This window comes from Bacillus sp. YBWC18, from assembly GCF_002998775.1.
GTDB lineage: Bacteria > Bacillota > Bacilli > Bacillales > Bacillaceae > Bacillus.
The window spans coordinates 490,303-515,436 of the sequence record NZ_PVRI01000002.1; the positions used below are offsets into that span (position 1 = coordinate 490,303).

Below are 25,134 nucleotides of genomic sequence, written 5' to 3' on the forward strand. Positions count from 1 at the left end.
AATGAACATTTTAGAAGCTCGCAAAATATATAAAAGCTACGGAAATAAATTCAACAAACAAGAGGTGCTGAGTGGCATTGATTTGACCATTGAAGCCGGAGAATTTGTCAGCATTATGGGGCCATCAGGCTCGGGGAAAACAACCCTTCTAAACGTATTGTCCTCTATCGATCATGTATCCAGCGGATCGATTCGTATCGCAGATGCTGAGATGACACAGATGAAGGATCAGCAGCTCGCAGAATTCAGGAAAAAGCAGCTTGGCTTTGTTTTTCAGGATTATAACTTACTTGATACACTCACGGTCAAAGAGAACATCCTCTTGCCATTATCCATCTCCAAAACGCCGAAAAAAGAAGCTTTTGAACGTTTTCAACAGCTCGCGGAGGACATGGGCATCTATGAACTAAGAGACAAATATCCGAATGAACTCTCTGGTGGGCAAAAGCAGCGGACATCAGCGGTTCGCGCCTTCATTCATGAGCCGAGTCTTATTTTCGCGGATGAACCTACCGGAGCGCTTGATTCCAAATCTGCATCTGATCTACTCAATAAGCTGCAAGATTTCAATCGCAAACGAAAAGCGACCATAGTCATGGTGACACATGATCCTGTCGCAGCCAGCTATTCAAGACGCGTCATTTTTATCAAGGACGGACAAATCTATACTCAGTTGAATAAAGGTGCTTTAGAGAGAAAGATGTTTTTCGAAGATATTATGAAAACGCAAGGTGTCTTAGGCGGTGTGAAGCATGAACATTAATCAGCTCATCTTCCGTAACCTGAAGAAAAATTTGAAGAATTACTATTTATATGTGTTTGCTCTCGTGTTTAGTGTGGCGCTCTACTTTTCTTTTGTCACCTTGCAGTACTCACCAGCACTTGATGATGTAAAAGGGTCCATTAAAGGCGGTGCGTCGATTAAAGCTGCTTCGGTACTGCTCATTGCCATTGTTGGGATCTTCCTGTTATATGCGAACAGCATTTTTATTAAACGACGAGGGAAAGAAATAGGTCTCCTGCAGCTCATTGGCATGACGAAACAAAAAATTGCCAAACTGCTCAATGCAGAAAATTTCATCCTATATGTGTTCTCAATGGCTGTTGGCATCATAGCTGGATTTATCGGCTCAAAGCTCATGCTGATGGTGCTATTTAAAGTAACCGGCGTTAATGCCATCGCCCATCTGCATTTTTCAAGCATGGCCCTTCTGCAAACGCTCATTGTCTTTTTCATCATCTATGGATTAATTATGCTAAGAAATAGACGGTTTATTAGTAAACAGACAATTTTATCTTTGTTTAGAACCACGTCTTCTACAGAGCAGCGTGTGAAAAAGATCTCTGTGTTTGAAATCATCATTGGGGTTTTCGGTATTGTCTTGATCAGCTCAGGCTATTATATTTCTTCTCAGCTTTTTAGCGGCTCATATACGTCCATGCTTGAGTTATTTTCAGCCATGATTTATATTCTAGCCTCTGTCATTATCGGTACCTTTCTCTTTTATAAAGGCTCTGTTTCTTTCATTGCCAATATTGTACGAAAAAGAAAAAATGGCTATCTCGCCATTCATGAAGTCTTGTCTTTGTCATCTATTATGTTCCGATTAAAATCAAATGCACTGCTTTTAACGATTATTACAACCGTATCTGCTCTTGCCATCGGGTTGTTATCTTTAAGCTACATTTCCTATTACTCAGCAGAAAAAACGGCTGAACAACAGATTCCATCACATTTTGTCATGGGCTCAGAGAAAGAAGCCGATACCTTCACTCGTGCACTTTCTGACAAACATATTGCGTATGAAAAAAAGCAGTTCAAGGTCATCCAAGCGGATTTTGATGCACATAAGATCATGGATTCGGAATTACAAAGTTTGAAAAAGGATCCAGGAGTCTTGACACTGCCTGTGATCAGTGAGAAAAATGCACCTAATATTCATGTGGAAAACAACGAAGTCATCTTAAGCGGCTACAGTGATTTATTGAAGAAATTCATGCCGATTCAAAGCTCAGGTGATGTGAAACTTCTCATCAAGAAGCCGCTTGATTTAAAAGTCATTGATATGAAGAAAGATTACATCATCTCTTACAAATTCACTTTTGGCGGTCTACCTGTTGCCGTCGTCAGTCAAAATGTCTTTGAGAAGCTTGACCAGCAGAAAGATCCTAAACTGCAGCTTGAGAATAATCAATATAACGCGGTCAATATAAAAGATGATAAAAACCTTGAACAAGCCAATGATGTGTTTACATCTTTAAAACTAGGTGACGACAGCATGTCTCAATTAGCTTCAGCTCAGCAGCAAAAGCAAACAATGGGACTGATGATGTTTGTGGTTGGATTTTTAGGTCTAAGCTTCCTTGTGACATCAGGCTGTATTTTATACTTCAAACAGATGAATGAAAGTGAAGAAGAACAAAGCTCGTACACGATCTTACGTAAGCTTGGCTTTACAGAGAAAGATCTATTAAAAGGCATTCGGCTCAAACAGCTATTTAACTTTGGGATTCCGCTCATCATCGGATTGCTGCACAGCTACTTTGCAGTTCAGTCTGGCTGGTTTTTATTCGGCGGTGAACTGTGGACACCAATGCTCATCGTCATGTCGATTTATACGGTTTTATATTCTGTCTTCGGATTCCTATCTGTCCAGTATTACAAAAAGGTCATTAAAGAATCCTTGTAATGAATTCCCCATAGGCCGCTGCCTATGGGGATATGTTTGTTTATGATGGAGTTGATTCAAACTTGTGCGATAGAATATGATCTCTTGCCGCATAAGCTTTGCGTTTGACCTCTTCTAGGTTCACACCAACAAGCTTTCCGCTTCGTTTCACTGCTTTTCCAGCCACATAGACAGAATCAACATTTGAAGGATGTGCCGTTTGGACAACCGCTCCAGCCGGATCTGTCATCGGCAGAAGATTCATGCTTGTCCGGTCGATCAGGATGAAATCAGCTTCTTTTCCAGGTGTGAGTGAGCCAATTTTATGATCAAGCTGTAATGCACGAGCCCCATTGATCGTTGCAGCTTCAAGCATTTGATGAGCAGAAATCCCAAGTTCAGGTCCTGGCATGATTCCCTCCATCAGCAATGATTGATTTTGAAGCGCGCGCTCTGCCTGAAGTCCGAATTTCATTTGAGCAAACAAATCTCCGCCTGTCGCTGTTACCACATCTACACCGAGCGTTGGAAGAACACCTTGTTCAATCGCAAGTCCTGTTACAGGATAACCGTGACCCATCATCATCTCAATTTCAGGTGTAATAGATATGGAGCTTCCGCTGTCTGCCAGCATCTTCATTTGATCCGCATCGATTGCATTGATATGCACCATGTTGAGGTCAGGTCCGAGTAACCCTGCTTTGTGAAGCCGCTCAATCGAACGATCCTCCGCTCCCCAATTCCCAAAGCCAATGTGCATACTGCATAAAGCATCTAGAGACCGGGCTGTTTCAATTTCAAATACTGAAGTCTCCCATGAGGAAAACTCTGGTCCACGAATCGCAAGCCCCATCGTCAAGAGCTGATCTGATGATTGAAAATGCGCTTTTTTCACGCGTGCTGCGTCCTCCATATTGGTGAGCGTGCTCTCCCTATCCCAATACTCAGCATCTCCAGAAGAGCCAAAAGCAAAAACAGCTCGAATGCCCGCATCTTTTAATCCTCCGATGAGCTCTTCTGTATGATCCATTGAATTGATCATCGTCCAGTCTAAAAATGTGGTCACTCCTGCATCTAATGCCTCTAATGCTCCTAAATAATTTGCGATTCGATCATCGGATGGGCGTCTCATCGCACCATAGTTACCATAATAGATTTTGCTCAAATATGTCTGCAAAGACCAATCTGTGCCTATGCCTCTGATGACAGACTGCCACACATGACGATGTGTATCCACAAGCCCTGGCATGATCACCATATCGGACGCATCGACAATGTCAGCATCATTTGCTTCAATGAAAGGTCCGACCTCTAAAATGTGTGTCCCTTCAATTAATAAATCTCCCTTTTCTAAAAAACCTAAAGTTGGATCAAGTGTTAAAATCGCTGCATCTTTAAACAATGTTTTCTTCATCCATATCCCCCTTTTCAAATGACGAGGAAGAGTTCCCCCACCCTCACTGTCATTTTAAAACATAAAAGGATCGAATTAGAAGAAAAGTGACTTCACCAACTGTTTTATGAGCTGATTTTTTTGAAATAGTTGTAGATACGTTTTAATTTGGCCTCATGTTTCCCTTTTGGGCTTTCCATCATGCCGAACTCAAAAAACTTCACAGGTTTGATTCCGACATATTGTAAGAGGGCTCTTTTCATTAACATCTTGTGTGCATTTTGCAAAAAGAATAAAGGGTAGTTGGTTGGCCCTTGCATTGTCGATACACAAACAGCACTTTTTCCTTTTAACAGTCCTTCTGGAAGCAGCCCGCCTGTTTGACGATAAGCAAAATTCGCAGCAAACATGCGGTCAATAAAGCCAATCAGCATGGCTGGCGGCCGCCCCCACCAAATGGGATAAACGAACACGATTTTATCTGCCCATTTGATCTTTTCCTGATACACCCGAATGTCAGGGTCCTTATGCATATCACGCCTTTTTTTCTCTTCATTAAAAATCAGCACAGGATCAAATTCTTCTTTGTATAAATCGATGATTTTCACTTCATGAACAAGTGGATTTTCTTCACTGCCTTTCATTATTTCTTTTAAAAAAGCACCATTTAAACTATTGTGATGAGGGTGAGTATAAATAATGAGTAGATTCATGTGTTGTCTCCTTTTGTTATCATTTGATAACTAAATGATATACCCCTCTTAATTAGTTGTCAAATGATAATTGTTTTTTGATAATAATTTTGGTATGTTACATAGGAGGTGATAAACATGAAGCATCCCCATTTCTTCAAGGAATTCGTAGCATTTGCTTCTACTTTTTCAGAGCTGAAGCACGCCCTGATGAGCAAAGTCAAACCAGTTGACCTAACGACCTTACAATACTTAATTCTAGAGCAGCTAGCTGTCAGCGAACCGCTTACGCCTAGTGAAATTGCCGACTGTCAGCACATGTCTCTTCCAAATGTCAGCAGAGAACTAAAAAAACTGCACGAAAAACAATTTATAGATAAAAAGGAAGACAAAGATGATAAGCGAAAGCATGTGATCATGCTGTCTGACAAAGGCCGCGCTTGTATGAACGATGCTTTCCAGCATATCGAAAGGATGCTATTAGACAGCCTATCTTCCACAGATACAGAACAAATGGATGACATCGTACAAGCTCTCCGCCTATTAAATCAAACGATTTTCAAAAAATGACCTAAAAAAGCATGAGCGTATCGCTCATGCAAAGGATTTTTTATTTTATTAATCTAGAGATGCTAAAAAATACGTAATGAGACCGACAATGGGAATAATCGGGATCATGAATTTCAATGTGGTACTGGTATTCTTATATAAATTCCATAGCAACACTGGTATACCAAATGTCAACGTATCAAAAACAGCAAGAACTATTCCCTTGCGCTGTTCTTTATGAGCCATTCTAAAAACCCCCCATTTACCAAACTTTTTTCACACAATAACCGGCTAATCCTGCAGATATTCCTCCATTAATCACTGCGCATGCTATACAGCTAGCAGGTCCCGTTAAACAAATATAATAACACGCTCCTAAAACCATTGAACGTAGCGGAAGAGATTCATTCGGGCCGCTTTGCTTTTTTAAGCAGTTCCAAAACTTGTTCCAACTAAAACTCGTTTGAATTTCTGAATCATCTGCCTGGAAAATTTTTTTATTTAATTCCATCATATCTTGCTTTGCACCATTTTCACCATAGGTAAAAGATCCTTTTAAAAACTCCCCTTTTTGGTTGATATGGAACTTATTTTTCAATTTTCCATTTTGGAAGAAATATGAGTGCAAATTTCCTTTCTCATCGTATTCTGCAAGTTGAATATAGTAAGCTTTTATTTGGCTCAATGAAACTGAAATGAAGGAAACATTGTCTAACAGCTGATTATCTGACTTCTTCTTTTTAAGATAAAAGTAAACAACATCCGTTTCAGCAGCGTTCAGATGAACCGCTGCACTTTCTCCATTTAATAGATAACCTTTCTTTTGGGCTAATTCTTTTGCCTTTAAAAATTGAGAGCTTTTTTTTGCCTTTTTTATGAGTTTTTCTTCTGTTTTAACATTTTGTATCTTTTTAAAAGGCTCCTCCTCCTTTATGGTAATAGCTTTTCCTACAGGAAATTGTCCGAATAAAAGTGCTATAAACAATAGCACACAAAACATTTTTCTTAACTTCATCATATATCCTCCTTTAGCAAATTTCATAAAAATTATAACCTCTAAAGGAAAATAATGTAATAAACCTTTTTGCCAATAAAACCCACTATTGGTAATGTATCATATATCCTATTTCTTATCATTTCCTATAGGCAATTGAATGTGATCTTCCTCTTGCGATGATAGTGACACTGGCTGAGGAGCCTTTCCAATACACAAAAAAAGCGCCGGACCTTACCTTCCAAGCGCTTCTTTGCTTTATCCTCTATGTATTTTATACAATCAATTGATACGCAATGTATAACGCGACAAGCCAGATCATGACCGCTGAAGCTTTATTGATACGGTTCATCCACTTGCCGTTTGTATCTAACTTCCCTAGCATCTTCCCTAAAAGCGCAAGCCCAATAAACCATAACCAGGACACGATGATACAGGCGAGTGTAAATGCCAGTTTTTCTGCCCCGCTATATTGAAGCGAATTTGTTCCAATCACACCAATTGTATCAAGAATGGCGTGGGGATTTAAAAGTGAAACTGAACAGGCAAAGAGAATTTGTTTTCTCGCAGGCATAAATTCCTGCTTCTCTTTAGCATCTGTTGATGAGCTTGTGTTCCACACGGACCATCCCATATAAACTAAAAAACAAAATCCAATGATATAAAGACCGATTTGCAGTACAGGAATGGTGAACACCACAACAGAAACCCCAATGACAGCTAATGCAATTAATAGTGTGTCACAAAGAGCAGCAGTGATAACGACAGGTAAGGCCTGATATAATCGCGGCTGAAGCGCTCCTTGCTGAAACACAAATACATTTTGTGCGCCCAATGGTAAAATGAGACCAAAGGCAAGCACAATTCCATGAATGATGGCAATGAACATCTTCTAACATTCTCCTTTTCCAGCAATTCTTACACATTTTATCATAGAACATCATGACCGCTTCCAGCGGATTTGATTTTCCGTAAAAAAAAAGCGCTGGATGCTTCCATCCAAACGCTTTTCGTTTATTCATCATGATCCTTTTCGTGCAAGCTCTCTTTCTCTCAGCTCGACACGGCGGATTTTCGCTGACGGTGTTTTTGGCAGTTCGTCAATGAATTCAATTTCTCTTGGGTATTTGTAAGGTGCTGTTGTGTTTTTCACATGTGTCTGCAGCTCTTTGATCAGCTCATCACTTTGTGCTGATCCATCACGCAGGACGACATATGCCTTCACAATTGATCCTCTGATTTCATCTGGACTAGCCACAACCGCACATTCTTTGACTGCTGGGTGTTTGATCAGTGCATCTTCTACTTCAAACGGCCCAATGGTATAGCCTGAGCTGACGATGATATCATCTCTGCGGCTTTCAAACCAGAAGTACCCATCTTCGTCTTTTTTCGCGCGGTCACCGGTAATAAAGTAATTTCCGCGGCGCTGCGCTTTTGTACGTTCTTCATCTTTGTAGTATTCCTTAAATAACGCCGGCGTTTCGAGATGGACCGCAATGTCACCAACTTCTCCAGGAGCGCATACGCTACCGTCCTCATCAATGATCTCGACTTCGTTGCCAGGTGTTGGTTTTCCCATACTGCCTGGCTTGATGTCCATTCCTTTTAGCACCCCTACGAGCAGTGTGCTTTCTGTTTGGCCATAGCCATCTCGTACTTCTATATCAAAATGCTTTTTGAATGTATCAATGACTTCACGGTTCAACGGCTCTCCCGCAGAAACGGCACTATGCAGCTTTGGCAGCTCGTACTGACTCAAGTCATCTACTTTCGCCATAAAACGATATTCTGTCGGCGTACAGCATAGGACATTGATTTCATTTTTTTGAAGCAGCTCTAAGTACGTATTTGGATTGAATTTCCCTCCGTATACAAAGCCTTCTGCGCCACTTCCTAACACAGATAAGAGAGGGCTCCACACCCATTTTTGCCAGCCTGGCCCTGCTGTCGCCCATACTTTATCTCCCTCATTAATAGAGAGCCATGCTTTGGCAGCTGTGCGTAAATGTGCATACGCCCATCCGTGTGTATGAACAACCCCTTTTGGATGACCTGTCGTACCAGATGTATAGGATAAGAACGCCATGTCTGTACGTGTTGTTGGAGCCATTTGCAGCTCACTTGATTGTTGATCCTTTTGCGCTAGAATATTTGTCCAGCCATGATCGTTTTCACCGATTGAGAATGTTTTAAAATCGTTTGGCTGATTGGTTCCGTCGAACGATTGAATGAATGAAGAGTAAACAATCGCTCCCTTTGCTTCTGCATGTTCAATTCGGTAATCTAAATCTTTTGCACGCAGCATTTCTGAACAAGGAATGACGACCATTCCTGTTTTCAAAATTGCTAAATAAATGCTGTATGCCTCTAGCATGCGCGGCACCATCACAATGATTTTATCGCCTTTTTTAAAGCCTGCATTTAATAATACATGACCAATTTTATTTGCTTCTTCCACTAAAGCTGCATACGTCACATGCGCTTCGTGGCCATTTCCATCCTGCCAGTGCAGGGCCATTTTCTCCTTGTCATGACTGAACGCTTCAATCTCACTGACTAAGTTATATTGTTCTGGTGCAATTAAGTCTTCTCTTTTCATGGTACAGCTCCTTTTAGCCTCTTTCTATGAAACGAAACATGTTTCAATTTACCTATTCTAACACTCATAACTGAAAAATGCTTGAATTAGGACCTACTCCTAGTATTATGCCATAATTTTTTTCATTCGTCTTCTTTTTTAGAAATATTCAAACTATTTTTATGTACAAAAAGAAAAGAGCGGGAATGATCCCGCTCTTAAGCCATAACTTTTTAATTGTGTGTCTTAGAAAGATCCGCCACCCATATGTTGTTGAGCGTAAGATACAAGACGCTTAGTGATTTCTCCACCAACTGATCCGTTAGCGCGAGATGTTGTTTCTGCACCAAGGTTTACACCGAATTCAGAAGCGATTTCGTACTTCATTTGGTCGATTGCTTGTGCAGCGCCTGGTACTAGTAATTGGTTAGAACTGCTTTGTCTGTTTTGTTGAGCCATGTGTTCTCACCTCCTTGTGAATATAGAATGTGTAGAAACACATGACTTCATGCGATTGATTTTATGGTAATTATTATGAAATTTTTGTTTTAGAATAAATCAGCGAATTCGTCTGCCGCTTTCTTCTCATTTGTGACGATGATCGTTTCCATTTGATCCACTGCCTCGTCGAGCATCGGCTCGAAATCAGCAAAGCTTTCGTAGCGTTCTACTTTCTCAAGCTTTGGTTTTGTTTTAGGAGATGGCGGCGTAAAGATCGTGCAGCAATCCTCGAAAGGCTGAATACTTGTCTCGTAAGTGCCAATTCGTCTCGCTTCATCAATAATGTCATTTTTATCAACAGCAATGAGCGGTCGAATGATTGGTGTATTGGTCACATGGTTAATCGCATACATGCTTTCCAGTGTCTGACTTGCGACTTGTCCAAGGCTTTCACCAGTAATAATCGCAAGAGCATCACGCTTCGCTCTTATTTTATCAGCTATTTTTAGCATCATTCTTCTTGTTGATGTCATCGTATAGTTTTCAGGTACTTGTTTGTGAATCAGCTCTTGAATTTTTGTAAAAGGAACGATGTGAAGCTTCACTTCGCCTCCATATGCTGCTAAGCATTCTGTAAGATCAATGACCTTTTGCTTGGCACGTTCACTTGTATATGGGGGACTAAAGAAATGTACAGCCTCAATTTGAATCCCGCGTTTCATTGCTTGATAGCCGGCAACTGGGCTGTCAAAGCCGCCTGAAAGCATGAGCATCGCTCTTCCGCTTGAACCAACCGGCAGGCCGCCAGCACCCTTGACATCTTTAAATGTAATATACGTCGCATGTTCTCTTATTTCAATGCGCAAATGTACATCCGGCTGTTTGACATTGACCGTTAAGTTTTCCGTATTCTTCAGCACATGTCCGCCAATTTCGCGGTTCATTTCATTTGAATCAAGTTCAAATTGTTTATAAGAGCGTTTCGTTGAGACCTTAAATGTATTTCCTTGTTCATATACTTCCTGTACCGCTGTGAGTGACGCTTCTTTGATGGCATCGAGATTTGTCTCACATTTCACCGCAAGACTAAAGCTTTGAATGCCAAATACACCTTTAAGCTGTTCTGAAATCGGTTCAGGATCTTCTCCGTTCAGCATGATCGTGATGCGGTCTCTGTCAGATGCGTACTTTAATGCATCAAAATCTTTTAATACAAATCGGATATGCTGTCTTAGTTTTTCAATAAATTTCTTTCTATTCTTCCCTTTTGTTGAAATCTCACCAAAACGGACTAAAATATGATCATATTTCATGTTGTTATCTCATTCCTTTTAATTTTTTCACACTTTGTGCGATCGTTGTGATGATATGCGGCGCTAGCTCTGGTCCTTGGCCATATGTCAAACTGATTCTCATACTGCTTTTGGCCGCTTCTTCCGGTTTCCCCATCGCTAGCAGCACACGGCTTGGCTCTTTTTTCTTGGCTGAGCAGGCAGAGGTTGTCGAGACATACATGCCTTCTTTTTCAAGCATATGGAGAAGAACCTCGATTTGAATACCTGGCACTGAAAAATTCACAATGTGCGGCGCACTTTGCGTCAGCGGTGTGTTGATGACAATACCTTCTATTTCTCCAAGCTGTTTTTGCAGCTGCGTTTTTAAGTTAAGCATTTCATCATGATAATTTTTCAGCCGTTCGAATGATTGTTTCATGGCTTTTGCTAAGCTGACAGCACCAGCAGGGTTTTCAGTACCTGACCGTAGTCCTAATTCCTGCTCTCCTCCTGTGATGAAAGGGGCAAGCACAACATCTTTTTTTAAAAAGAGCGCTCCTGTCCCTTTTAAGCCATGAATTTTGTGGCCAGATATCGTCAAAAGATCCACATCCAGCTGTTTATTAAGTGCTACTCTACACATTCCCTGGACCCCGTCGACATGAAAAAAGGCATTTTCGGCATGCTCACGAATGATGCCAGCAGCTTCTTCAATCGGCTGGATGGCACCCGTTTCGTTATTGACATGCATCATGCTGACCAGTACCGTATCAGGGCGTAGCACTTCTTTTAAATGATTCATATCAGCATGGCCATGCTCATTTACTTGAATATAGGAGATATCAAAACCAAATAAAGCCTTCAGCTGTTCAAACGATTCGATGACAGAGGGGTGTTCAATTGCTGTTGTCACAATATGTTTCCCCCGGTTCATTTTGGCTAGAGCTGCTCCTTTAATGGCAATGTTATTTGCTTCTGTTGCACCAGAAGTGAAAATAATCTCATATTGTTTCAATCCTGTATAGTGAAGCATTTGTTTTCTCGTTTCACTTAGCAGCCGGCTGGCATCAATTCCGAGCTGATGAAGCGAAGACGGATTACCAAAAAAACGCTCACTCACTTGCTGATATACTTGTAAAACCTCTGGATAAGGCTTGGTTGTTGCACTATTATCAAGATAGATCATATTGTAACTCCTTACAAAAAGCTTAAAAAATAAATGCATTTATATGTTACCATAATGAAGTCAGACAGAGAATTTTCTGAAAATGGCAGTTGACAACTTTTCATTTTCACTATATCATCCATAGTGCAATTGTCACACGACCATCCGAATTGTCAGAATATTTTAATTTGACATACTACACTGATTAAGGAGGAACTATTTTGAAAAATAGTTTAAGTATAAAAGAGACGCTAGCCATTGGTCTAATGCTTTTTGCATTATTCTTTGGCGCAGGAAATATGATTTTCCCACCTGTTCTTGGACAATATGCGGGTGAGAATGTATGGCTTGCCATCGGTGGATTTTTACTCACAGGAGTAGGTCTTCCGCTTCTAGGGGTGATTGCAGTCGCCCTTACAGGTACCGGTGCAAAAGGCCTTGCGGATAAAGCGCACCCAAAATTCGGGACCATCTTCACCGTTATTCTGTATTTATCCATCGGACCATTTTTCGCTATTCCGCGAACTGGTACGGTTTCATACGAGATAGGATTAGCTCCATTTCTGTCAGGGGCACAGTCCACTTCATGGGTACCACTATTCATCTTTACCGTTGTGTTTTTCACTATTTCATACCTGCTTGCTTTAAATCCTTCAAAGCTGGTTGATCGAATTGGTAAAATTTTGACACCGATCTTATTAACTGTTATTGCCATTATTGTCATTAAAGCCATTGCTACGCCAATGGGAATGATCGGTGCTCCTGATGCAAAATATGAAGCAAACCCGCTCTTCACTGGATTTTTAGAAGGCTATAAAACAATGGATGCTCTTGCTTCTATCGTATTTGGGATCGTCGTGGTGACAGCTGTTAAGGAAAGAGGCATCACGGAGCGTAAATCTCTTGCAGCGGCTTGTATTAAAGCAGGACTCGTGGCAGCTGTTGGGCTGGCATTGGTGTACATTTCACTTGCTTATGTGGGTGCTTCAAGTCCCGATGCGACGGGAATGGTTGGAGCAAATGACGGCGGCAAACTGCTTTCACTTTCTGCCAACTTTTTATTCGGTTCTGCTGGAAACATTGTACTTGGCGCAGCCATTTTATTCGCTTGTTTAACGACTAGTGTTGGACTTATTTCATCCTGTGGGGAATATTTTTCAAAGCTCATCCCTAGCCTTTCTTATCGCACAGTCGTTCTAATTGTTTCTTTATTTAGTACACTGGTTGCAAACCTTGGTTTGGCACAAATTATCTCTCTATCTGTTCCAGTTCTTGTGACAATCTATCCACTGGCAATTGTTATTATTTTATTGTCATTCCTTGATCGCTGGATTAACGGCAGACGAATCATTTATATCGTATCCCTCATCTTTACTGGTTTCTTTGCCATCATTGATGGATTATTAGCTGCCAAAATGAATCTCGGTGACTTGCCTGACATCTTGGGTTCAATCGTACCGTTTTACAATTTAGGCATTGGCTGGATCGTACCAGCCATTATCGGTGCTGTGGTTGGTTTACTTATTTCGATGTTTACCAGCCCGCCCAAACAGTTCGCCTCATAGTCATAAACCGAAACATCCCCTTCTTCATTGGAAGGGGATGTTTTTTATTGTTCTCCATATACTAAAATAGAAAAATTCATGACTTTTGTACGAAAACACATGTTGACATCAGGCGTACATCCTTTATAATTAGTGAATGTTAATGATGAACGGTTACTTAGCAACTAATTAACAGAATATTTCAACATAATAATGGAGGCTTTAAATGCAATGAAGGCAACTTTGTCGACGAAAGATACAGTTATTATCGGTTTTATGTTATTTGCTCTATTCTTCGGCGCCGGAAATATGATTTATCCACCAGAGCTTGGGCAATATGCTGGGCAAAATGTGTGGAAAGCAATGGGCGGATTTTTATTAACAGGTGTCGGTTTACCTCTTCTAGGGATTATTGCGATCGCTTTAACAGGTCGAGATGCGAAAGGATTAGCTGATAAAGCTCACCCAGCTTTTGGAACAGCGTTTACCGTCATTTTATATTTATCTATTGGGCCGCTTTTCGCTATTCCTCGTACAGGAACGGTTTCATATGAAATTGGTGCATTACCCTTTTTAGCAGGTGTACCAGCTTGGCTCTCACTTCTTTTATTCACACTTGTCTTTTTTGGTATTACATATTATCTTGCTCTAAATCCAACGAAGATTGTGGATCGTGTAGGGAAAGTGTTAACACCAATTAAATTTACGATTATTTTTATTATTATTGTCAAAGCCATTTTAACGCCGATGGGCGCCGTTGGCACACCTGATGTATCCTATAGCAGCGGATCATTTTTCAAAGGATTTCTAGAGGGCTATAAAACAATGGATGCTCTTGCTTCTATTGTGTTTGGGGTTGTTGTCATCAACGCCATTAAAGGACGCGGTGTGACAAGTAAAAAGGCACTGACTTCTGCTTGTATCAAAGCGGGTCTGATTGCAGCTTGCGGATTAACATTTGTTTATCTATCTCTTGCTTATTTAGGCGCTTCAAGTACACACGCCATTGGTTTTGTTGGAGATGGCAGTAAAATCTTGGCTCAGTCTTCTCAATTCCTATTTGGCAGTTTAGGAAATATTGTGTTGGGTGCCGCGATTACGGTTGCTTGTTTAACAACAAGTATCGGTCTCGTTACATCATGCGGAGAGTATTTCTCAAATTTATTACCTAAACTTTCTTATAAAATGGTCGTTACACTAGTGACATTATTCAGTTTTATCATTTCAAATTTTGGACTTGCTCATATTATCGCTTTCTCTGTACCAGTTTTAACTGCCATTTACCCGCTAGCGATTGTCATCATTGTGTTATCGCTGGCAGATAAATGGCTTGGTCAAAGAAGACCTGTTTATGTCCTTACTTTGATTTTAACTGGCTGCGTCAGTTTGTTTGACGGCTTAGTAGCAGCGAAACTCCCGATTGGACCAGTGGAGGATCTCTTTCAAACGATATTACCTTTATATGACCTTGGTATTGGCTGGGTTGTTCCTGCTATTTTCGGAGTGGTCATTGGGTTCGTTCTTTCTCTTTTCACTTCTTCTGCTTCCCAAAAGCGGGAGAAACAAGCATCTTAACAGAAAAAAGCTGAAGTCCTGTAAATGGACTTCAGCTTTTTTATTGGTGCTGATACTCTTTTTCTTGCTGAGCTAACAGCTTTGGGACAGCTCCGGGTGATGTTTTTTCAACAGCCGCAGCTGCTATATCAAATGATCCGTTGTAATCGTAAGCGTAAAATCTTCGTTCTGCCTCTTTTAGTTGTTCTGAAAGAATGTGGTTTTGGCTTCTAAAACGATTGCCGTATTGAATGATTCGTTCAATTTGATCCACTTTACTGAGCATTTCTTCTGTCTCATCCGCAACATTTCTGACTGTGTCAGAGGCTTCTTTTAATTGTTGATTCACTGCCGGCATGTTGAGCGGCAGGTTTTCCAGCTGCTCATGCACTTGCTGGATCATCTCCTGCGCTTTTTCAGCCCGCTCTTTCATCTCAGCAGGTACACCTGGGATATTGCTTTTATGCAGCTGGCGGACTGTATCTGTCAGCATGGTTTTGAGCTCAGCCAGTGTTTCTCTCGCTTGTAATTCTTCTTTTCTTAATGATTGTAGATGACCTTTAAATGTGTCATGCAATGCTTTTGCATCATCGATAAAGGTCTCCAGCTGATTGATTTCATCCATTAATAATGAATATGCCACGTGGTCACGATCAAGCTTCTCGCGGATTTGTTTCATCAGCTTTTCAATTTCTTCTAAACGTTTTTCGAATGCTTTCTGTTGATCGAGCTCTCCTGCTGTCAGCTTGTAGCTTTCTTTCACAAGAGCCGTTTCTGCCTTTGTTTGTGTGTGATCTTGTTCAAGCTTCTCGAATGCTTCTGTGAGCTCAGGCATTTTGCTTTTGATTTCCTGACCTGCTTCTACTTCCGCCTCCAGCTGATCATACAGCGTCTCAATCGCATCATTGATCATTTGCAGAATGCTTGATGCCTCTTCTAAATTGAGTTCATCAATGAGCAATTTTTCCGCTCTCGCAAGCTGTTTGTTTAAAGTCTCCAGCTCTTTCGTGATCTGGATATGCTCCAGCTTGTAGCCTTTTTCTGTCATTTCTTGATATCCGTCTTTCAGCTTCGTCAGCTGACCTGGTACGGTTTGTTTGCAGTCTGCAATAAGCTTTGGTACATCATTGATATATAGTTGAAGCTGGTCGAGTCTGCGGTCTTGCTCAAGCAAAATCTTTCTTGCCTTCATGTAGTTTCCGTTTTCTGTTTCTTCCTCGTACTGCTTGATCCCTTCCCAGGCCTCATCTAAGTCCTGCTCCATTTTGTCATAAAGGGTGCCATATAAATGGCTGTACGCAAGCAGATTTTTTCGAACTGTTTGATATTGCTCTTTGACCTTTTCAATGTCCTTGCGATTTTGCTCCTCGCTTGTGACAAGGTCTGCAATTTCTTTTAAAATGTCTTCAATGTTCGAATCAGCAGCACTCAGCAAGTCCTCAATGTGCGTAAGAACCTGCTTGGCTTTGGAGAATCGATATTTATCAGAATACTCTTCTGCATCATATAATAGCTCCTCTACCTTTGGAAGATGGGCTGTGACGATATCGTCCCACTCTGCACGCCATCTTTCAAAAAATTGCTCTGTTTCTCCGGTCATTTTTAAATGTTTGATTTTTGAAATTTCTTCTACAATTGATCTGTTTAAAATTTCAATTTTCCATGCTTCCAATCGGTCAATCTCTTTATATATATTTTTTCGCAGGAAATAACCGACTGAAAACAAAGCAAGCAAAATGACAATTAAACCGATGATAAACTCCATAATGAGCCCCCTTGTTGTGATCTAAGTGATGTCAGGGTAAAAGTGTCCCGAGTAGACCTGAGAACCCTTTCGTGTCCGCTTTGCATTTGTCTTTTTATAAACAGGATCGTATGTTTTCCAATACCATCCATTCACGGTTTTATGTATGTTTTTCAAGAAAGTATTTGAGCGCTTTCTATCATTTGATCACACGTATCCATGTGACCTGCTTTTATGTATGCGGAAGCTGTCGTTTTCATTGTTATTATGATACCATGTAACCAGCATTTTTGGTCATGATTTTTCATTATTTTCGCTGATAAACATCACGTTTTTCAAAATATCGACAAGAGGTGACGACATGCTGAAGCAGGATGCACATCTACATACACCGTTTTGCCCGCACGGCTCGCTTGATCCTTTTCATTCTTATATTGAAAAAGCCATCAAAAAGGGATTTGATTCCATAACCTTTACCGAACATGCCCCTCTGCCTCCATCGTTTCGAGATCCAACACCAGAGCAGGATAGTGCCATGAAGCTCCAAGACCTTGAATCGTATATAACGAAATTGGATCAGCTGAAACAGGAATACAAAGGACAATTAATAGTAAAAACTGGGCTTGAGGTTGACTATATCAAAGAGTATGAAGAGGAAACAAGTGCCTTTTTAGACTGCTACGGTCCAGAACTAGACGATAGCATTTTATCTGTTCACTTTCTTCCTGCTGGCGATGATTATATTTGCCTTGATTTTGACGAGCATGCCTTCAAGCAGCTAATAAGCGCCTATGGCAGCATCGAACAGGTCTATCAAAGCTACTATGACCAAATTCATTCTTCTATTCTATCATCTTTAGGTCGCTATAAGCCAAAGAGAATCGGTCATATCACCCTTGTGCAGAAATTTAAACAGCTTTTCCCATTTGAGATGCCGCCTGAACTTTGTCAAAAGGTTACCCTTTGTCTTGAAGAAACGGCAAAAAAAGGCATGTCCTTAGATTTTAATACATCAGGTCTTCGTAAAACATATGCCAGAAGTATCTATTTAGATCAATGGATGATTGATCTTGCAAAACAGAAAAAAATTCCGCTCATATTCGGGTCTGATGCCCATCAAGCGGAAGATCTCGGATATGCTTATGATCAATTCGAAGACATCATGAGTTTTAAGTGAGAATCTAATGCCGGCTTTTTTGGTTCTAGTAAATGATGAAGCGAGCGGCTTAGTTCTTTAAAATACATTTGATAGAAATATGGCTCATTTGGATTCAAATAAAGCACCTCTGTTAAATATTGCGGCTGTAAATAGGGCATCATGAGTAGTGATTTCAGTTGAATCATAAACGATGAGAGTGAGAGCTGCTCACAAATCACATGGGTGTTTTTCCCTTTTTCAATGATGAGCTGAAACAAATATTTTTCTTTTGTTAAATAGGTCGACATAATTTCTCTAATGAGCGTCGAATCAATCGTCACCTCTCGATAAACAAAACGGGTTAATTGACGGTGCTTGTGCTGATAAGATAAAATATCAAAAACCACATGAAGTAAACATTCTTTTGCGTGACGAGTTTCCATGTGATGGATATGTGATTCAATCATGTGAATATAGCCTTCATAAAAATCGGATACAAGCTGCTCAAGCAGCCCTCCTTTTCCTTGAAAGTAATAAGATATGTGGGCAACGTTGACGTTTGCTTCCTTCGCAATCTCACGGACAGAGGTTCCAGAAAATCCTTTTTGGTTAAAAAGTCTGATGGAAGCTTCAATAATACGGTCTTTTGTTTGCACGGTTGTTGATGTTTTCATCCGCTCACCCCTCTTCATGTGTACATACTTCAAGATGAAGGCGGAAGTTCCTTTTACAATTGCTCGACAAATCCCACATGCGAGACGCAAGTTATGTATTTTTGAGATAGAAAGTAGGAGATTTTCATGTTTCATGTCGAAAAACAGTCTGGCGATCCATCAAAAGACTATCAATTGCTTGTTAAACAGGTAGAAGCCATTACAGATGGTGAGCCTGATCTGATTGCCAATTTGGCAAATGCTGCGGCGCTATTGTACCATTCACTCCCAGAGGTCAATTGGGCTGGATTTTATTTGGCTAAAGGGGGCGAGCTTGTGCTCGGACCGTTTAACGGACTGCCTGCATGTGTGCGAATCCCGTCTGGAAAAGGCGTTTGCGGTACTGCGTTTGCAACAGGTGAAGTCCAGCGTATCGCTGATGTGCATGCATTCCCTGGACATATCGCATGTGATGCAGCATCGCAATCTGAAATTGTCGTTCCGCTCAAGGTAAATGGACAGATCATTGGGGTACTCGACATTGACAGCCCCGTGAAAGACCGTTTCAGTGAAATAGATGAAACCTACTTAATTCAATTTACCGAGGTGCTCCAAAAGGCGTTATCCATCTCTACAGATGCGTAATCTTGCAAAAAAGCAGGCACATTGTCTGCTTTTTTATTTTTCTTCGCATGACGTGAAGCGTCACGTCTGCCTCTAAATAGGTTGACTTCTCCTATCCAGCGTCATATAATAGAATTTGTGTGAAATATGGCAGCCTTTTTGTTCGGCTTTTTTGTATCATTTTGTTCCTTCTATTTGAAGGTGCATCTTGTAACTCCCTGCTGCTGGAGCGAGGATGCATGAAAACATAATGACGGAAAAGACAAAGAACAGACGGTTTTTATTTTTCACAAATAAAAACAAATAAGGAGGAGTCACATTATGGCTCGCTATACAGGTCCAAGTTGGAAGATTTCCCGCCGTTTAGGCATTTCATTAAGCGGAACAGGTAAGGAACTTGAAAAACGCCCTTACGCTCCAGGCCCACATGGTCCAGGACAACGCAAAAAACTATCTGAATACGGTTTACAATTACAAGAGAAGCAAAAGCTTCGTCACATGTACGGTGTCAACGAACGTCAATTCCGTACACTATTTGACAAAGCTGCTAAACTTCCTGGTAAACAAGGTGAAAACTTCATGATTCTTCTTGAAACTCGCCTTGACAACCTAGTATACCGTCTTGGCCTTGCTCGTACTCGCCGCCAAGCTCGTCAGCTAGTCAACCATGGTCACATCCTTGTTGATGGAAGCCGTGTAGACATCCCATCTTTCTCTGTGAAACCAGGTCAAACGATTGCTCTTCGTGAGAAATCTCAAAACCTTGCAGTTGTGAAAGAATCAGTTGAAGTAAACAACTTCGTTCCTGAATATCTTTCTTTCGATGCTGAAAAGCTTGAAGGAACTTTCACTCGTCTTCCAGAGCGTTCTGAATTAGCGCCTGAAATCAGCGAACAACTAATCGTTGAGTTCTACTCTCGTTAATTTCATTACTCTCTTAAAGAGAAATCAAACAAACCCTAGAGACCTTGATTGTTCAAGGTGGTCTAGGGTTTTTTGTTTGTATTCTCGTATGAACAAATGAATTTAAAACATATAATGGGAAACAGACTATGCACAAGACGAGCACCGGGCAAGACTTCCAAGAAACGGCTGAAAAAAGATATTCAAATGAAAAGGTCCTTTTGAGTGCTTCTAAAAGCACCTCTAAACATTTAAGTTAGTCTAATTTTTTAATAATAATAGAAGCGTTCACATTTGTTTGGGTCCCTCCTGCTAGAGTTTGAAGAGTAACTGCTGCTGCAGAAGTATGGTTTACAAGAGTAAGCGTGTCACCCGCTGCTAGAGCGAGGATGGCCTGGCCGTTATTCTGTTGAGTACCAGCTCCTGACCCATAAACTGTGTTCGTCACAGGAGCTCCATTTACAAATAGGGTGAATTGATTTGGCTCTACGCCAGAAACTGAAAAAGTAACCTCATAGTTTCCTGGATTGGTCACTATAATTTGAGAAGTTCCAGGGGCATGTGTAATACCAGGAGTAGTAATTCCAGTTGAGTCAAAAATCACCGGGGCTTCTAAAGCTACTGTTTGAGCACTTAGATTGTATACATATGCAAATTCAGCTAGCCCTGCACCTGTGACTCCCGTGGCTCCTGTTGGACCGGTCGCTCCGGTATCTCCTGTAGCCCCTGTCGGACCAGTGGCTCCGATATCTCCCGTGGCACCCGTTGCTCCAGTGGCTCCGATATCTCCCGTGGCTCCCGTTGGACCAGTGGCTCCGGTGGCTCCAATTTCTCCCGTGGCTCCTGTCGGACCGATTGCTCCCGTATCTCCTGTAGCCCCTGTCGGACCAGTGGCTCCGATATCTCCCGTGGCACCCGTTGCTCCAGTGGCTCCGATATCTCCCGTGGCTCCTGTAGCCCCTGTGGACCTGCTCCGTATCTCCGTGGCCCTGTTGGACCGATCGCTCCCGTCGCTCCGATATCTCCTGTAGCCCCTGTTGGACCAGTGGCTCCGATATCTCCGGTGGCACCCGTTGCTCCAGTGGCTCCGATATCTCCCGTGGCTCCTGTCGGACCCGTCGCTCCGATATCTCCCGTGGCACCCGTTGGACCGATCGCTCCCGTCGCTCCGATATCTCCTGTAGCCCCTGTTGGACCGATTGCTCCCGTCGCTCCCGTGGCTCCTGTTGGACCAGTGGCTCCGATATCTCCTGTAGCACCTGTTGGACCGATTGCTCCGGTATCTCCTGTGGCTCCTGTTGGACCAGTGGCTCCGGTGGCTCCTGTAGCTCCGGTGGCTTCTGCGGCCCCTGTAGGTCCAGTGGCTCCTGTAACTCCTGTAGCTCCTGTAGCTCCTCGAATCCCTCGTAATCCCCGTAATCCTCGTCGCCCTACAATTACTTTTGTTTCACAAATGATGCAACAGTTTGATTTTGATAGTTTCTGTTTACAATAAGGGCATTTTTTATACTTATCACAACCCATCAGTTGTTCATCTCCTTTATCATTATTCATATGTTACATCTGTAAATAGGTGCAGATAAGTAAAACGTACAAAGAATAAAGATAAGCGTAGAATAAATATAAATTTCTATAGTATTCCAAAAGTCTTTTGGTTGTGAAAATTTGATTGTATTTTGCGCTAAACTTTTTCATGATGACTAGCCTGTCTCAAGAAGCTATCCAAAACTATATAATCTATCATGAAAAAAATCCCCTAGAATTCCAGAGGATTTTTTTGTTCCATGGTTCACTCAAGTATTATTAAGCGTATAGCGATATCTATTATTTTACCATCCAATTACTAATCAATTGATCTGTTGTCATGACAGCAGCAAATTCATCATGCAATGTAGCAAGTGATAGCCGATGAATCATTTCGGGATCATAATATGTACCGTTTTGATCTGTTAGTCCAAAGGCAGCAGATGCATCAGAAATGAGATATGTATCGAAGCCTAGATTGCCGCTCATTCTTGTTGTTGTAGATACGCAGTGCGGTGTTGTTAATCCTGCGATTACAACAGTGTCGATCTCGTTTGATCTTAGTTGTTCCTCCAAATTTGTGCCAATAAAGCTGCTGTTGACTTTCTTTTGTATCACCATTTCATCATCTAGCGGTTTGGCGATATCTTTGAAGAGATGCCCTTCATTTGCCGGATGAAATAAGGAGTCCGGCTTGTCAGATGTATGCTGAATATGAATCACTGTCCAGCCTTTCTCTCTCCAAAACGTCAATAAACGACTGATATTTTTCTCTGCATCTAGATTATTTCGTTCTCCCCATTTTTCATGCTCGAACGCCTTCTGTACATCCACAATGATCAAAGCCTTTTGATTCTTTTGCACAAACGCCCACCTCCGTTTCTCATTTACTACATGTAGTGTAAGGAATGGTGATCCATTTGTACATGCTTTTAATGATGTTTTGCCTGTTTTTGCATCAAAAAAACAAACCACACACTGGCAACGATGTAATAGATACCAATGATTGATGTACAGTTGGACATCACCTCGCCTATTTGAACTGATTTAACAAACTTCATCCAGATGAAATAAATGAGGAGAAATGAGCACGGATAATAGAGGAAATATCCTAAAAAATATTGCTTGAGTTTTTGTGTCATCATTTTACCTCCATTATAACCTTCTTTCATCATCTAGCAGCTGTCATATGTCCGATGACATCAAAAAAAGACAGCACAAGTCGCTGTCTTTTTTCATTTTTTAATTCGTATTCTGTCCCCCGCCATTCAGTCCTTCTTTCACATAACCTTTCACTTGGCTTGAGGTTAATAGACCGATATGGCCAACGCCGTGGATCAGGACGTTTCTTGCACCAATTAAACGCGAAAGGCTGTTGACAACAATCATATCGGCTGAGCTATAGACAGATGTGTAAAGGATTTTTTGATTTGGATCGGTGCCTGGTAATGCTCTGAGTGAAACGAGTCCGTTCGCTCCACCAAGTGTAACGACGTTTTCTATTTTATCGCCGCCGTCTAGATTCTTAATATAGTATAACGTGTTCGCTCCGCCCATACTATGAGCCACAATATCAACTTTTTTGGCACCTGTTTTGGCTAGCACATCTTTGACGAATCTGGATAGACGCGGACCATTGTTGCGGTTATTACCTGTTTTGTCTATGAAATCGATAGCAAATAATTGGTTTCGATCCCATCCTTGTGATACCAAGTAACTTTTAATCGAAGCAAAGTTATAAGACGCACCGCCCATGCCATGTACCATCACAACCGGATTATGCTCAGCCGCTTTGATCTCTTTTGGCTGGATGAAGGCCATTGAACCCATCACTAATGCAAGCGCAACAAGAATTTGCAAACTCTTTTTCTTAAAACGAATCACTTTCATTCCCCCTTATTCATCTTATACGAACTCTATTTTATATAAGAAAAATATGTCAGAAAAGTGAACAAGGCACTGTTTGTTCAATCAATTTATAGAAAATAAATAATGAAAAAGCACCTTTGACTTTCTCAACGCCAATGCCAAAAGACTAGACAAAGTCTCTTTGAACAGTCTATTAGACTCTTCAAAGAGCACTCATCTCTCATTTTGCATAAAAAAAGCAGCCGGTTATCGCAGCCGGCTGCACATCGTTCTTATTTGTAATTCACAAGGAAGTATTTCTTTTTCCCTCTTCTTAAGACGGTAAATTGGTTTTCAATTCGGTCTTCAGCTGAAAGGACGTAGTCTTTATCGGTTTGTCTCTCTCCGTTGATGGAAACTGCACCATTTGTGATGTCTTCACGTGCTTGACGTTTTGATGGAGACAGCTTTGATTCAACAAGGACATCGACAAGTGTTAATTCTTCTGTGCTGCTTTTCTCCATTGATGGAACATCTTTAAAGCCTACTTTGACTTCTTCGGCTGAAAGAGATTTGATCTCGCCTTTGAATAGCGCATTTGAAATGTTGACAGCCTGTTCTAGTGATTCACGGCCATGTACAAGTGTTGTGACTTCCTCTGCTAGACGGCGCTGTGCTTCACGCTTTTCAGGTGCTGTTTGTACTTTTTCTTCGTACGATGCGATCTCTTCTTTCGATAAGAACGTAAAGTATTTTAAGTATTTCACGACGTCACGGTCATCTGTGTTGATCCAGAATTGGTAGAACTCATAAGGAGACGTCTTTTCTTTATCTAACCAGATGGCGCCGCCTTCTGTTTTACCAAACTTCGTGCCATCTGCTTTAGTGACAAGCGGCATCGTTAGACCGAATGCTTTTGCTCCTTCTGCTTCAGACTTACGGATCAGCTCAAGTCCAGATGTGATATTACCCCACTGGTCACTTCCGCCAATTTGCAGCTTACAGTTTTCATTTTTGTAAAGGTTTAAGAAGTCTAAAGATTGCAGGATGACGTAGCTGAACTCTGTGTACGAAATTCCTGTCTCGATACGCGAGCTGACGATATCTTTTGCCAGCATGAAGTTCACACCGAAGTTCTTTCCAATATCACGAAGGAACGTGATGACATTCATCTGGCTGATCCAGTCGTAGTTATTCACGATTACGGCTGGGTTCTCGTCTGCTTCAAAATCAAGAAATTGCGAAAGCTGTCCTTTGATTTTATCTGACCACTGCTCTACGATTTCTGCTGGGTTTAGTGAACGTTCTGCTTTTTTGAAGCTAGGATCGCCGATCAGTCCAGTCGCGCCGCCAACAAGAGCAATCGGGTGATGGCCCGCTTCCTGGAATCTGCGTAATGTTAAAATCGGTAATAGATGACCAATGTGCAAGCTGTCAGCTGTCGGATCAAAGCCGGAGTAAAGCTTGATTTTTTCTTCTGCTAATAATTTTGTTAAACCTTCTTCATCTGTTTGCTGCTGAATTAATCCTCTGAACGATAACTCTTCCATCAATTGACTCATATCCAATTCTCCTTTTTTTACAATTCAACATAAAAAACGCCCCTTCGAATGAACGAAGGGACGATATATATCGCGGTACCACCCTGCTTAAAAGACAACAAATCACGTCTTTTCACTTACACTGATAACGGACAGATCCGTTCTTTCACTAATCAGGGCAGCATGCATGCTCCTTTTCGTAAAAGCGGTTCGTGAGGGTAATTCGAATACCTCTTTGTACTGACTCGCACCAGCCGTCAGCTCTCTTGGACAGGGAAAGATAATTCTACTGAATCTCAGTCA

At 41.3% G+C, this 25,134-nt stretch carries 24 protein-coding genes and 1 other annotated feature (1 of these 25 only partly in view); of the genes, 8 read left to right on the plus strand and 16 right to left on the minus strand.

What is annotated here, in order from left to right:
• Position 1 precedes the first annotated feature (1 nt).
• Positions 2-763 carry an ABC transporter ATP-binding protein gene (locus C6348_RS08780; RefSeq protein ID WP_012010889.1) on the plus strand — a complete coding sequence of 254 codons (762 nt, stop codon included), beginning with the start codon at positions 2-4 and terminating at the stop codon, positions 761-763.
• Positions 753-2,690 (plus strand): ABC transporter permease, encoded by a 1,938-nt coding sequence (locus C6348_RS08785; RefSeq protein ID WP_106042660.1) that lies wholly within the window; start codon positions 753-755, stop codon positions 2,688-2,690. The genes C6348_RS08780 and C6348_RS08785 overlap by 11 nt, the downstream gene beginning before the upstream one ends.
• A 40-nt stretch (positions 2,691-2,730) precedes the next feature.
• Here the strand turns inward: C6348_RS08785 and C6348_RS08790 are convergent, their stop codons facing one another.
• A complete protein-coding gene (locus C6348_RS08790) occupies positions 2,731-4,083 on the minus strand; it encodes an amidohydrolase family protein (protein ID WP_106042662.1) in 1,353 nt (450 codons plus the stop codon).
• Between the two features lie 104 nt (positions 4,084-4,187).
• Positions 4,188-4,775 carry an NAD(P)H-dependent oxidoreductase gene (locus C6348_RS08795; RefSeq protein WP_060597004.1) on the minus strand — a complete coding sequence of 196 codons (588 nt, stop codon included), beginning with the start codon at positions 4,773-4,775 and terminating at the stop codon, positions 4,188-4,190.
• Positions 4,776-4,892: 117 nt separating this feature from the next.
• Here C6348_RS08795 and C6348_RS08800 point away from each other — a divergent pair, with 117 nt between their 5' ends.
• Positions 4,893-5,324 carry a MarR family winged helix-turn-helix transcriptional regulator gene (locus C6348_RS08800; protein WP_106031176.1) on the plus strand — a complete coding sequence of 144 codons (432 nt, stop codon included), beginning with the start codon at positions 4,893-4,895 and terminating at the stop codon, positions 5,322-5,324.
• Positions 5,325-5,372: 48 nt separating this feature from the next.
• On the opposite strand, the gene C6348_RS18880 is transcribed toward C6348_RS08800, so the two are convergent.
• From C6348_RS18880 to C6348_RS08830, 7 genes are all read right to left on the minus strand, one after another.
• A complete protein-coding gene (locus tag C6348_RS18880) occupies positions 5,373-5,549 on the minus strand; it encodes a hypothetical protein (protein WP_162839365.1) in 177 nt (58 codons plus the stop codon).
• 16 nt (positions 5,550-5,565) lie between these two features.
• Entirely contained in the window at positions 5,566-6,318 is a 753-nt protein-coding gene (locus C6348_RS08805) for a hypothetical protein (protein ID WP_095285575.1), read from the minus strand.
• Between the two features lie 253 nt (positions 6,319-6,571).
• A complete protein-coding gene (locus C6348_RS08810; protein ID WP_106042664.1) occupies positions 6,572-7,186 on the minus strand; it encodes a LysE/ArgO family amino acid transporter in 615 nt (204 codons plus the stop codon).
• 132 nt (positions 7,187-7,318) lie between these two features.
• Positions 7,319-8,899: an acyl-CoA synthetase MbcS gene (gene mbcS / locus C6348_RS08815; protein WP_060597007.1), complete on the minus strand. Its 1,581-nt coding sequence runs from the start codon at positions 8,897-8,899 to the stop codon at positions 7,319-7,321.
• A 225-nt stretch (positions 8,900-9,124) separates the two neighbouring features.
• Positions 9,125-9,337, minus strand: a complete 213-nt coding sequence (locus C6348_RS08820; RefSeq protein ID WP_024424829.1) for an alpha/beta-type small acid-soluble spore protein — start codon at positions 9,335-9,337, stop codon at positions 9,125-9,127.
• Positions 9,338-9,426: 89 nt separating this feature from the next.
• On the minus strand, positions 9,427-10,632 hold the full coding sequence (gene thiI / locus C6348_RS08825; RefSeq protein ID WP_034661917.1) for a tRNA uracil 4-sulfurtransferase ThiI: 1,206 nt from the start codon (positions 10,630-10,632) through the stop codon (positions 9,427-9,429).
• 4 nt (positions 10,633-10,636) lie between these two features.
• The gene (locus tag C6348_RS08830; protein ID WP_106042666.1) at positions 10,637-11,779 is read right to left on the minus strand and encodes a cysteine desulfurase family protein; all 1,143 of its coding nucleotides are present in this window, start codon (positions 11,777-11,779) and stop codon (positions 10,637-10,639) included.
• 200 nt (positions 11,780-11,979) lie between these two features.
• On the opposite strand from C6348_RS08830, the gene brnQ (C6348_RS08835) reads away from it, so the two are divergent.
• Together brnQ (C6348_RS08835) and brnQ (C6348_RS08840) are read left to right on the plus strand one after the other, a co-directional pair.
• Complete coding sequence (gene brnQ, locus C6348_RS08835; protein ID WP_106042668.1) at positions 11,980-13,323, plus strand: branched-chain amino acid transport system II carrier protein; 1,344 nt, start codon at positions 11,980-11,982, stop codon at positions 13,321-13,323.
• A 210-nt stretch (positions 13,324-13,533) separates the two neighbouring features.
• Positions 13,534-14,877 (plus strand): branched-chain amino acid transport system II carrier protein, encoded by a 1,344-nt coding sequence (brnQ, locus tag C6348_RS08840; RefSeq protein WP_060597011.1) that lies wholly within the window; start codon positions 13,534-13,536, stop codon positions 14,875-14,877.
• 40 nt (positions 14,878-14,917) lie between these two features.
• On the opposite strand, the gene ezrA is transcribed toward brnQ (C6348_RS08840), so the two are convergent.
• Positions 14,918-16,621: a septation ring formation regulator EzrA gene (gene ezrA / locus C6348_RS08845; RefSeq protein WP_106042670.1), complete on the minus strand. Its 1,704-nt coding sequence runs from the start codon at positions 16,619-16,621 to the stop codon at positions 14,918-14,920.
• Between the two features lie 340 nt (positions 16,622-16,961).
• On the opposite strand from ezrA, the gene hisJ reads away from it, so the two are divergent.
• Complete coding sequence (hisJ, locus tag C6348_RS08850) at positions 16,962-17,777, plus strand: histidinol-phosphatase HisJ (RefSeq protein ID WP_106042672.1); 816 nt, start codon at positions 16,962-16,964, stop codon at positions 17,775-17,777.
• On the opposite strand, the gene refZ is transcribed toward hisJ, so the two are convergent.
• On the minus strand, positions 17,747-18,412 hold the full coding sequence (refZ, locus tag C6348_RS08855; protein ID WP_106036968.1) for a forespore capture DNA-binding protein RefZ: 666 nt from the start codon (positions 18,410-18,412) through the stop codon (positions 17,747-17,749). The genes hisJ and refZ overlap by 31 nt on opposite strands.
• A 126-nt stretch (positions 18,413-18,538) precedes the next feature.
• On the opposite strand from refZ, the gene C6348_RS08860 reads away from it, so the two are divergent.
• Positions 18,539-19,036 (plus strand): GAF domain-containing protein, encoded by a 498-nt coding sequence (locus C6348_RS08860; protein WP_095285580.1) that lies wholly within the window; start codon positions 18,539-18,541, stop codon positions 19,034-19,036.
• Positions 19,037-19,336: 300 nt separating this feature from the next.
• Entirely contained in the window at positions 19,337-19,939 is a 603-nt protein-coding gene (gene rpsD, locus C6348_RS08865; RefSeq protein WP_034661940.1) for a 30S ribosomal protein S4, read from the plus strand.
• 235 nt (positions 19,940-20,174) lie between these two features.
• Here the strand turns inward: rpsD and C6348_RS19040 are convergent, their stop codons facing one another.
• From C6348_RS19040 to tyrS, 5 genes are all read right to left on the minus strand, one after another.
• On the minus strand, positions 20,175-20,522 hold the full coding sequence (locus tag C6348_RS19040; RefSeq protein ID WP_260336372.1) for a BclA C-terminal domain-containing protein: 348 nt from the start codon (positions 20,520-20,522) through the stop codon (positions 20,175-20,177).
• Between the two features lie 1,220 nt (positions 20,523-21,742).
• Positions 21,743-22,306 carry a cysteine hydrolase family protein gene (locus C6348_RS08880; protein WP_106042676.1) on the minus strand — a complete coding sequence of 188 codons (564 nt, stop codon included), beginning with the start codon at positions 22,304-22,306 and terminating at the stop codon, positions 21,743-21,745.
• A 68-nt stretch (positions 22,307-22,374) separates the two neighbouring features.
• Positions 22,375-22,584 (minus strand): hypothetical protein, encoded by a 210-nt coding sequence (locus tag C6348_RS08885; protein ID WP_034665533.1) that lies wholly within the window; start codon positions 22,582-22,584, stop codon positions 22,375-22,377.
• Between the two features lie 100 nt (positions 22,585-22,684).
• Positions 22,685-23,272: a lipase EstA gene (estA, locus tag C6348_RS08890; RefSeq protein ID WP_223251550.1), complete on the minus strand. Its 588-nt coding sequence runs from the start codon at positions 23,270-23,272 to the stop codon at positions 22,685-22,687.
• A 311-nt stretch (positions 23,273-23,583) separates the two neighbouring features.
• The gene (gene tyrS / locus C6348_RS08895; protein ID WP_106042680.1) at positions 23,584-24,852 is read right to left on the minus strand and encodes a tyrosine--tRNA ligase; all 1,269 of its coding nucleotides are present in this window, start codon (positions 24,850-24,852) and stop codon (positions 23,584-23,586) included.
• 53 nt (positions 24,853-24,905) lie between these two features.
• Positions 24,906-25,134 (minus strand) — a binding site (T-box leader) (it continues 10 nt past the right edge of the window).

Bases quoted from the DNA above. Each gene is read 5' to 3' on its own strand.
- C6348_RS08805 (WP_095285575.1), bottom strand. From the start codon at position 6,318: ATGAAGTTAAGAAAAATGTTTTGTGTGCTATTGTTTATAGCACTTTTA.
- refZ (WP_106036968.1), bottom strand. From the start codon at position 18,412: ATGAAAACATCAACAACCGTGCAAACAAAAGACCGTATTATTGAAGCT.
- tyrS (WP_106042680.1), bottom strand. From the start codon at position 24,852: ATGAGTCAATTGATGGAAGAGTTATCGTTCAGAGGATTAATTCAGCAG.
- C6348_RS08790 (WP_106042662.1), bottom strand. From the start codon at position 4,083: ATGAAGAAAACATTGTTTAAAGATGCAGCGATTTTAACACTTGATCCA.
- C6348_RS08820 (WP_024424829.1), bottom strand. From the start codon at position 9,337: ATGGCTCAACAAAACAGACAAAGCAGTTCTAACCAATTACTAGTACCA.
- C6348_RS08780 (WP_012010889.1), top strand. From the start codon at position 2: ATGAACATTTTAGAAGCTCGCAAAATATATAAAAGCTACGGAAATAAA.
- estA (WP_223251550.1), bottom strand. From the start codon at position 23,272: ATGGGTTCAATGGCCTTCATCCAGCCAAAAGAGATCAAAGCGGCTGAG.
- C6348_RS08885 (WP_034665533.1), bottom strand. From the start codon at position 22,584: ATGACACAAAAACTCAAGCAATATTTTTTAGGATATTTCCTCTATTAT.
- brnQ (WP_060597011.1), top strand. From the start codon at position 13,534: ATGAAGGCAACTTTGTCGACGAAAGATACAGTTATTATCGGTTTTATG.
- C6348_RS08830 (WP_106042666.1), bottom strand. From the start codon at position 11,779: ATGATCTATCTTGATAATAGTGCAACAACCAAGCCTTATCCAGAGGTT.
- C6348_RS08800 (WP_106031176.1), top strand. From the start codon at position 4,893: ATGAAGCATCCCCATTTCTTCAAGGAATTCGTAGCATTTGCTTCTACT.
- mbcS (WP_060597007.1), bottom strand. From the start codon at position 8,899: ATGAAAAGAGAAGACTTAATTGCACCAGAACAATATAACTTAGTCAGT.
- C6348_RS18880 (WP_162839365.1), bottom strand. From the start codon at position 5,549: ATGGCTCATAAAGAACAGCGCAAGGGAATAGTTCTTGCTGTTTTTGAT.
- thiI (WP_034661917.1), bottom strand. From the start codon at position 10,632: ATGAAATATGATCATATTTTAGTCCGTTTTGGTGAGATTTCAACAAAA.
- ezrA (WP_106042670.1), bottom strand. From the start codon at position 16,621: ATGGAGTTTATCATCGGTTTAATTGTCATTTTGCTTGCTTTGTTTTCA.
- hisJ (WP_106042672.1), top strand. From the start codon at position 16,962: ATGCTGAAGCAGGATGCACATCTACATACACCGTTTTGCCCGCACGGC.
- rpsD (WP_034661940.1), top strand. From the start codon at position 19,337: ATGGCTCGCTATACAGGTCCAAGTTGGAAGATTTCCCGCCGTTTAGGC.
- C6348_RS08810 (WP_106042664.1), bottom strand. From the start codon at position 7,186: ATGTTCATTGCCATCATTCATGGAATTGTGCTTGCCTTTGGTCTCATT.
- C6348_RS08785 (WP_106042660.1), top strand. From the start codon at position 753: ATGAACATTAATCAGCTCATCTTCCGTAACCTGAAGAAAAATTTGAAG.
- C6348_RS08860 (WP_095285580.1), top strand. From the start codon at position 18,539: ATGTTTCATGTCGAAAAACAGTCTGGCGATCCATCAAAAGACTATCAA.
- C6348_RS08795 (WP_060597004.1), bottom strand. From the start codon at position 4,775: ATGAATCTACTCATTATTTATACTCACCCTCATCACAATAGTTTAAAT.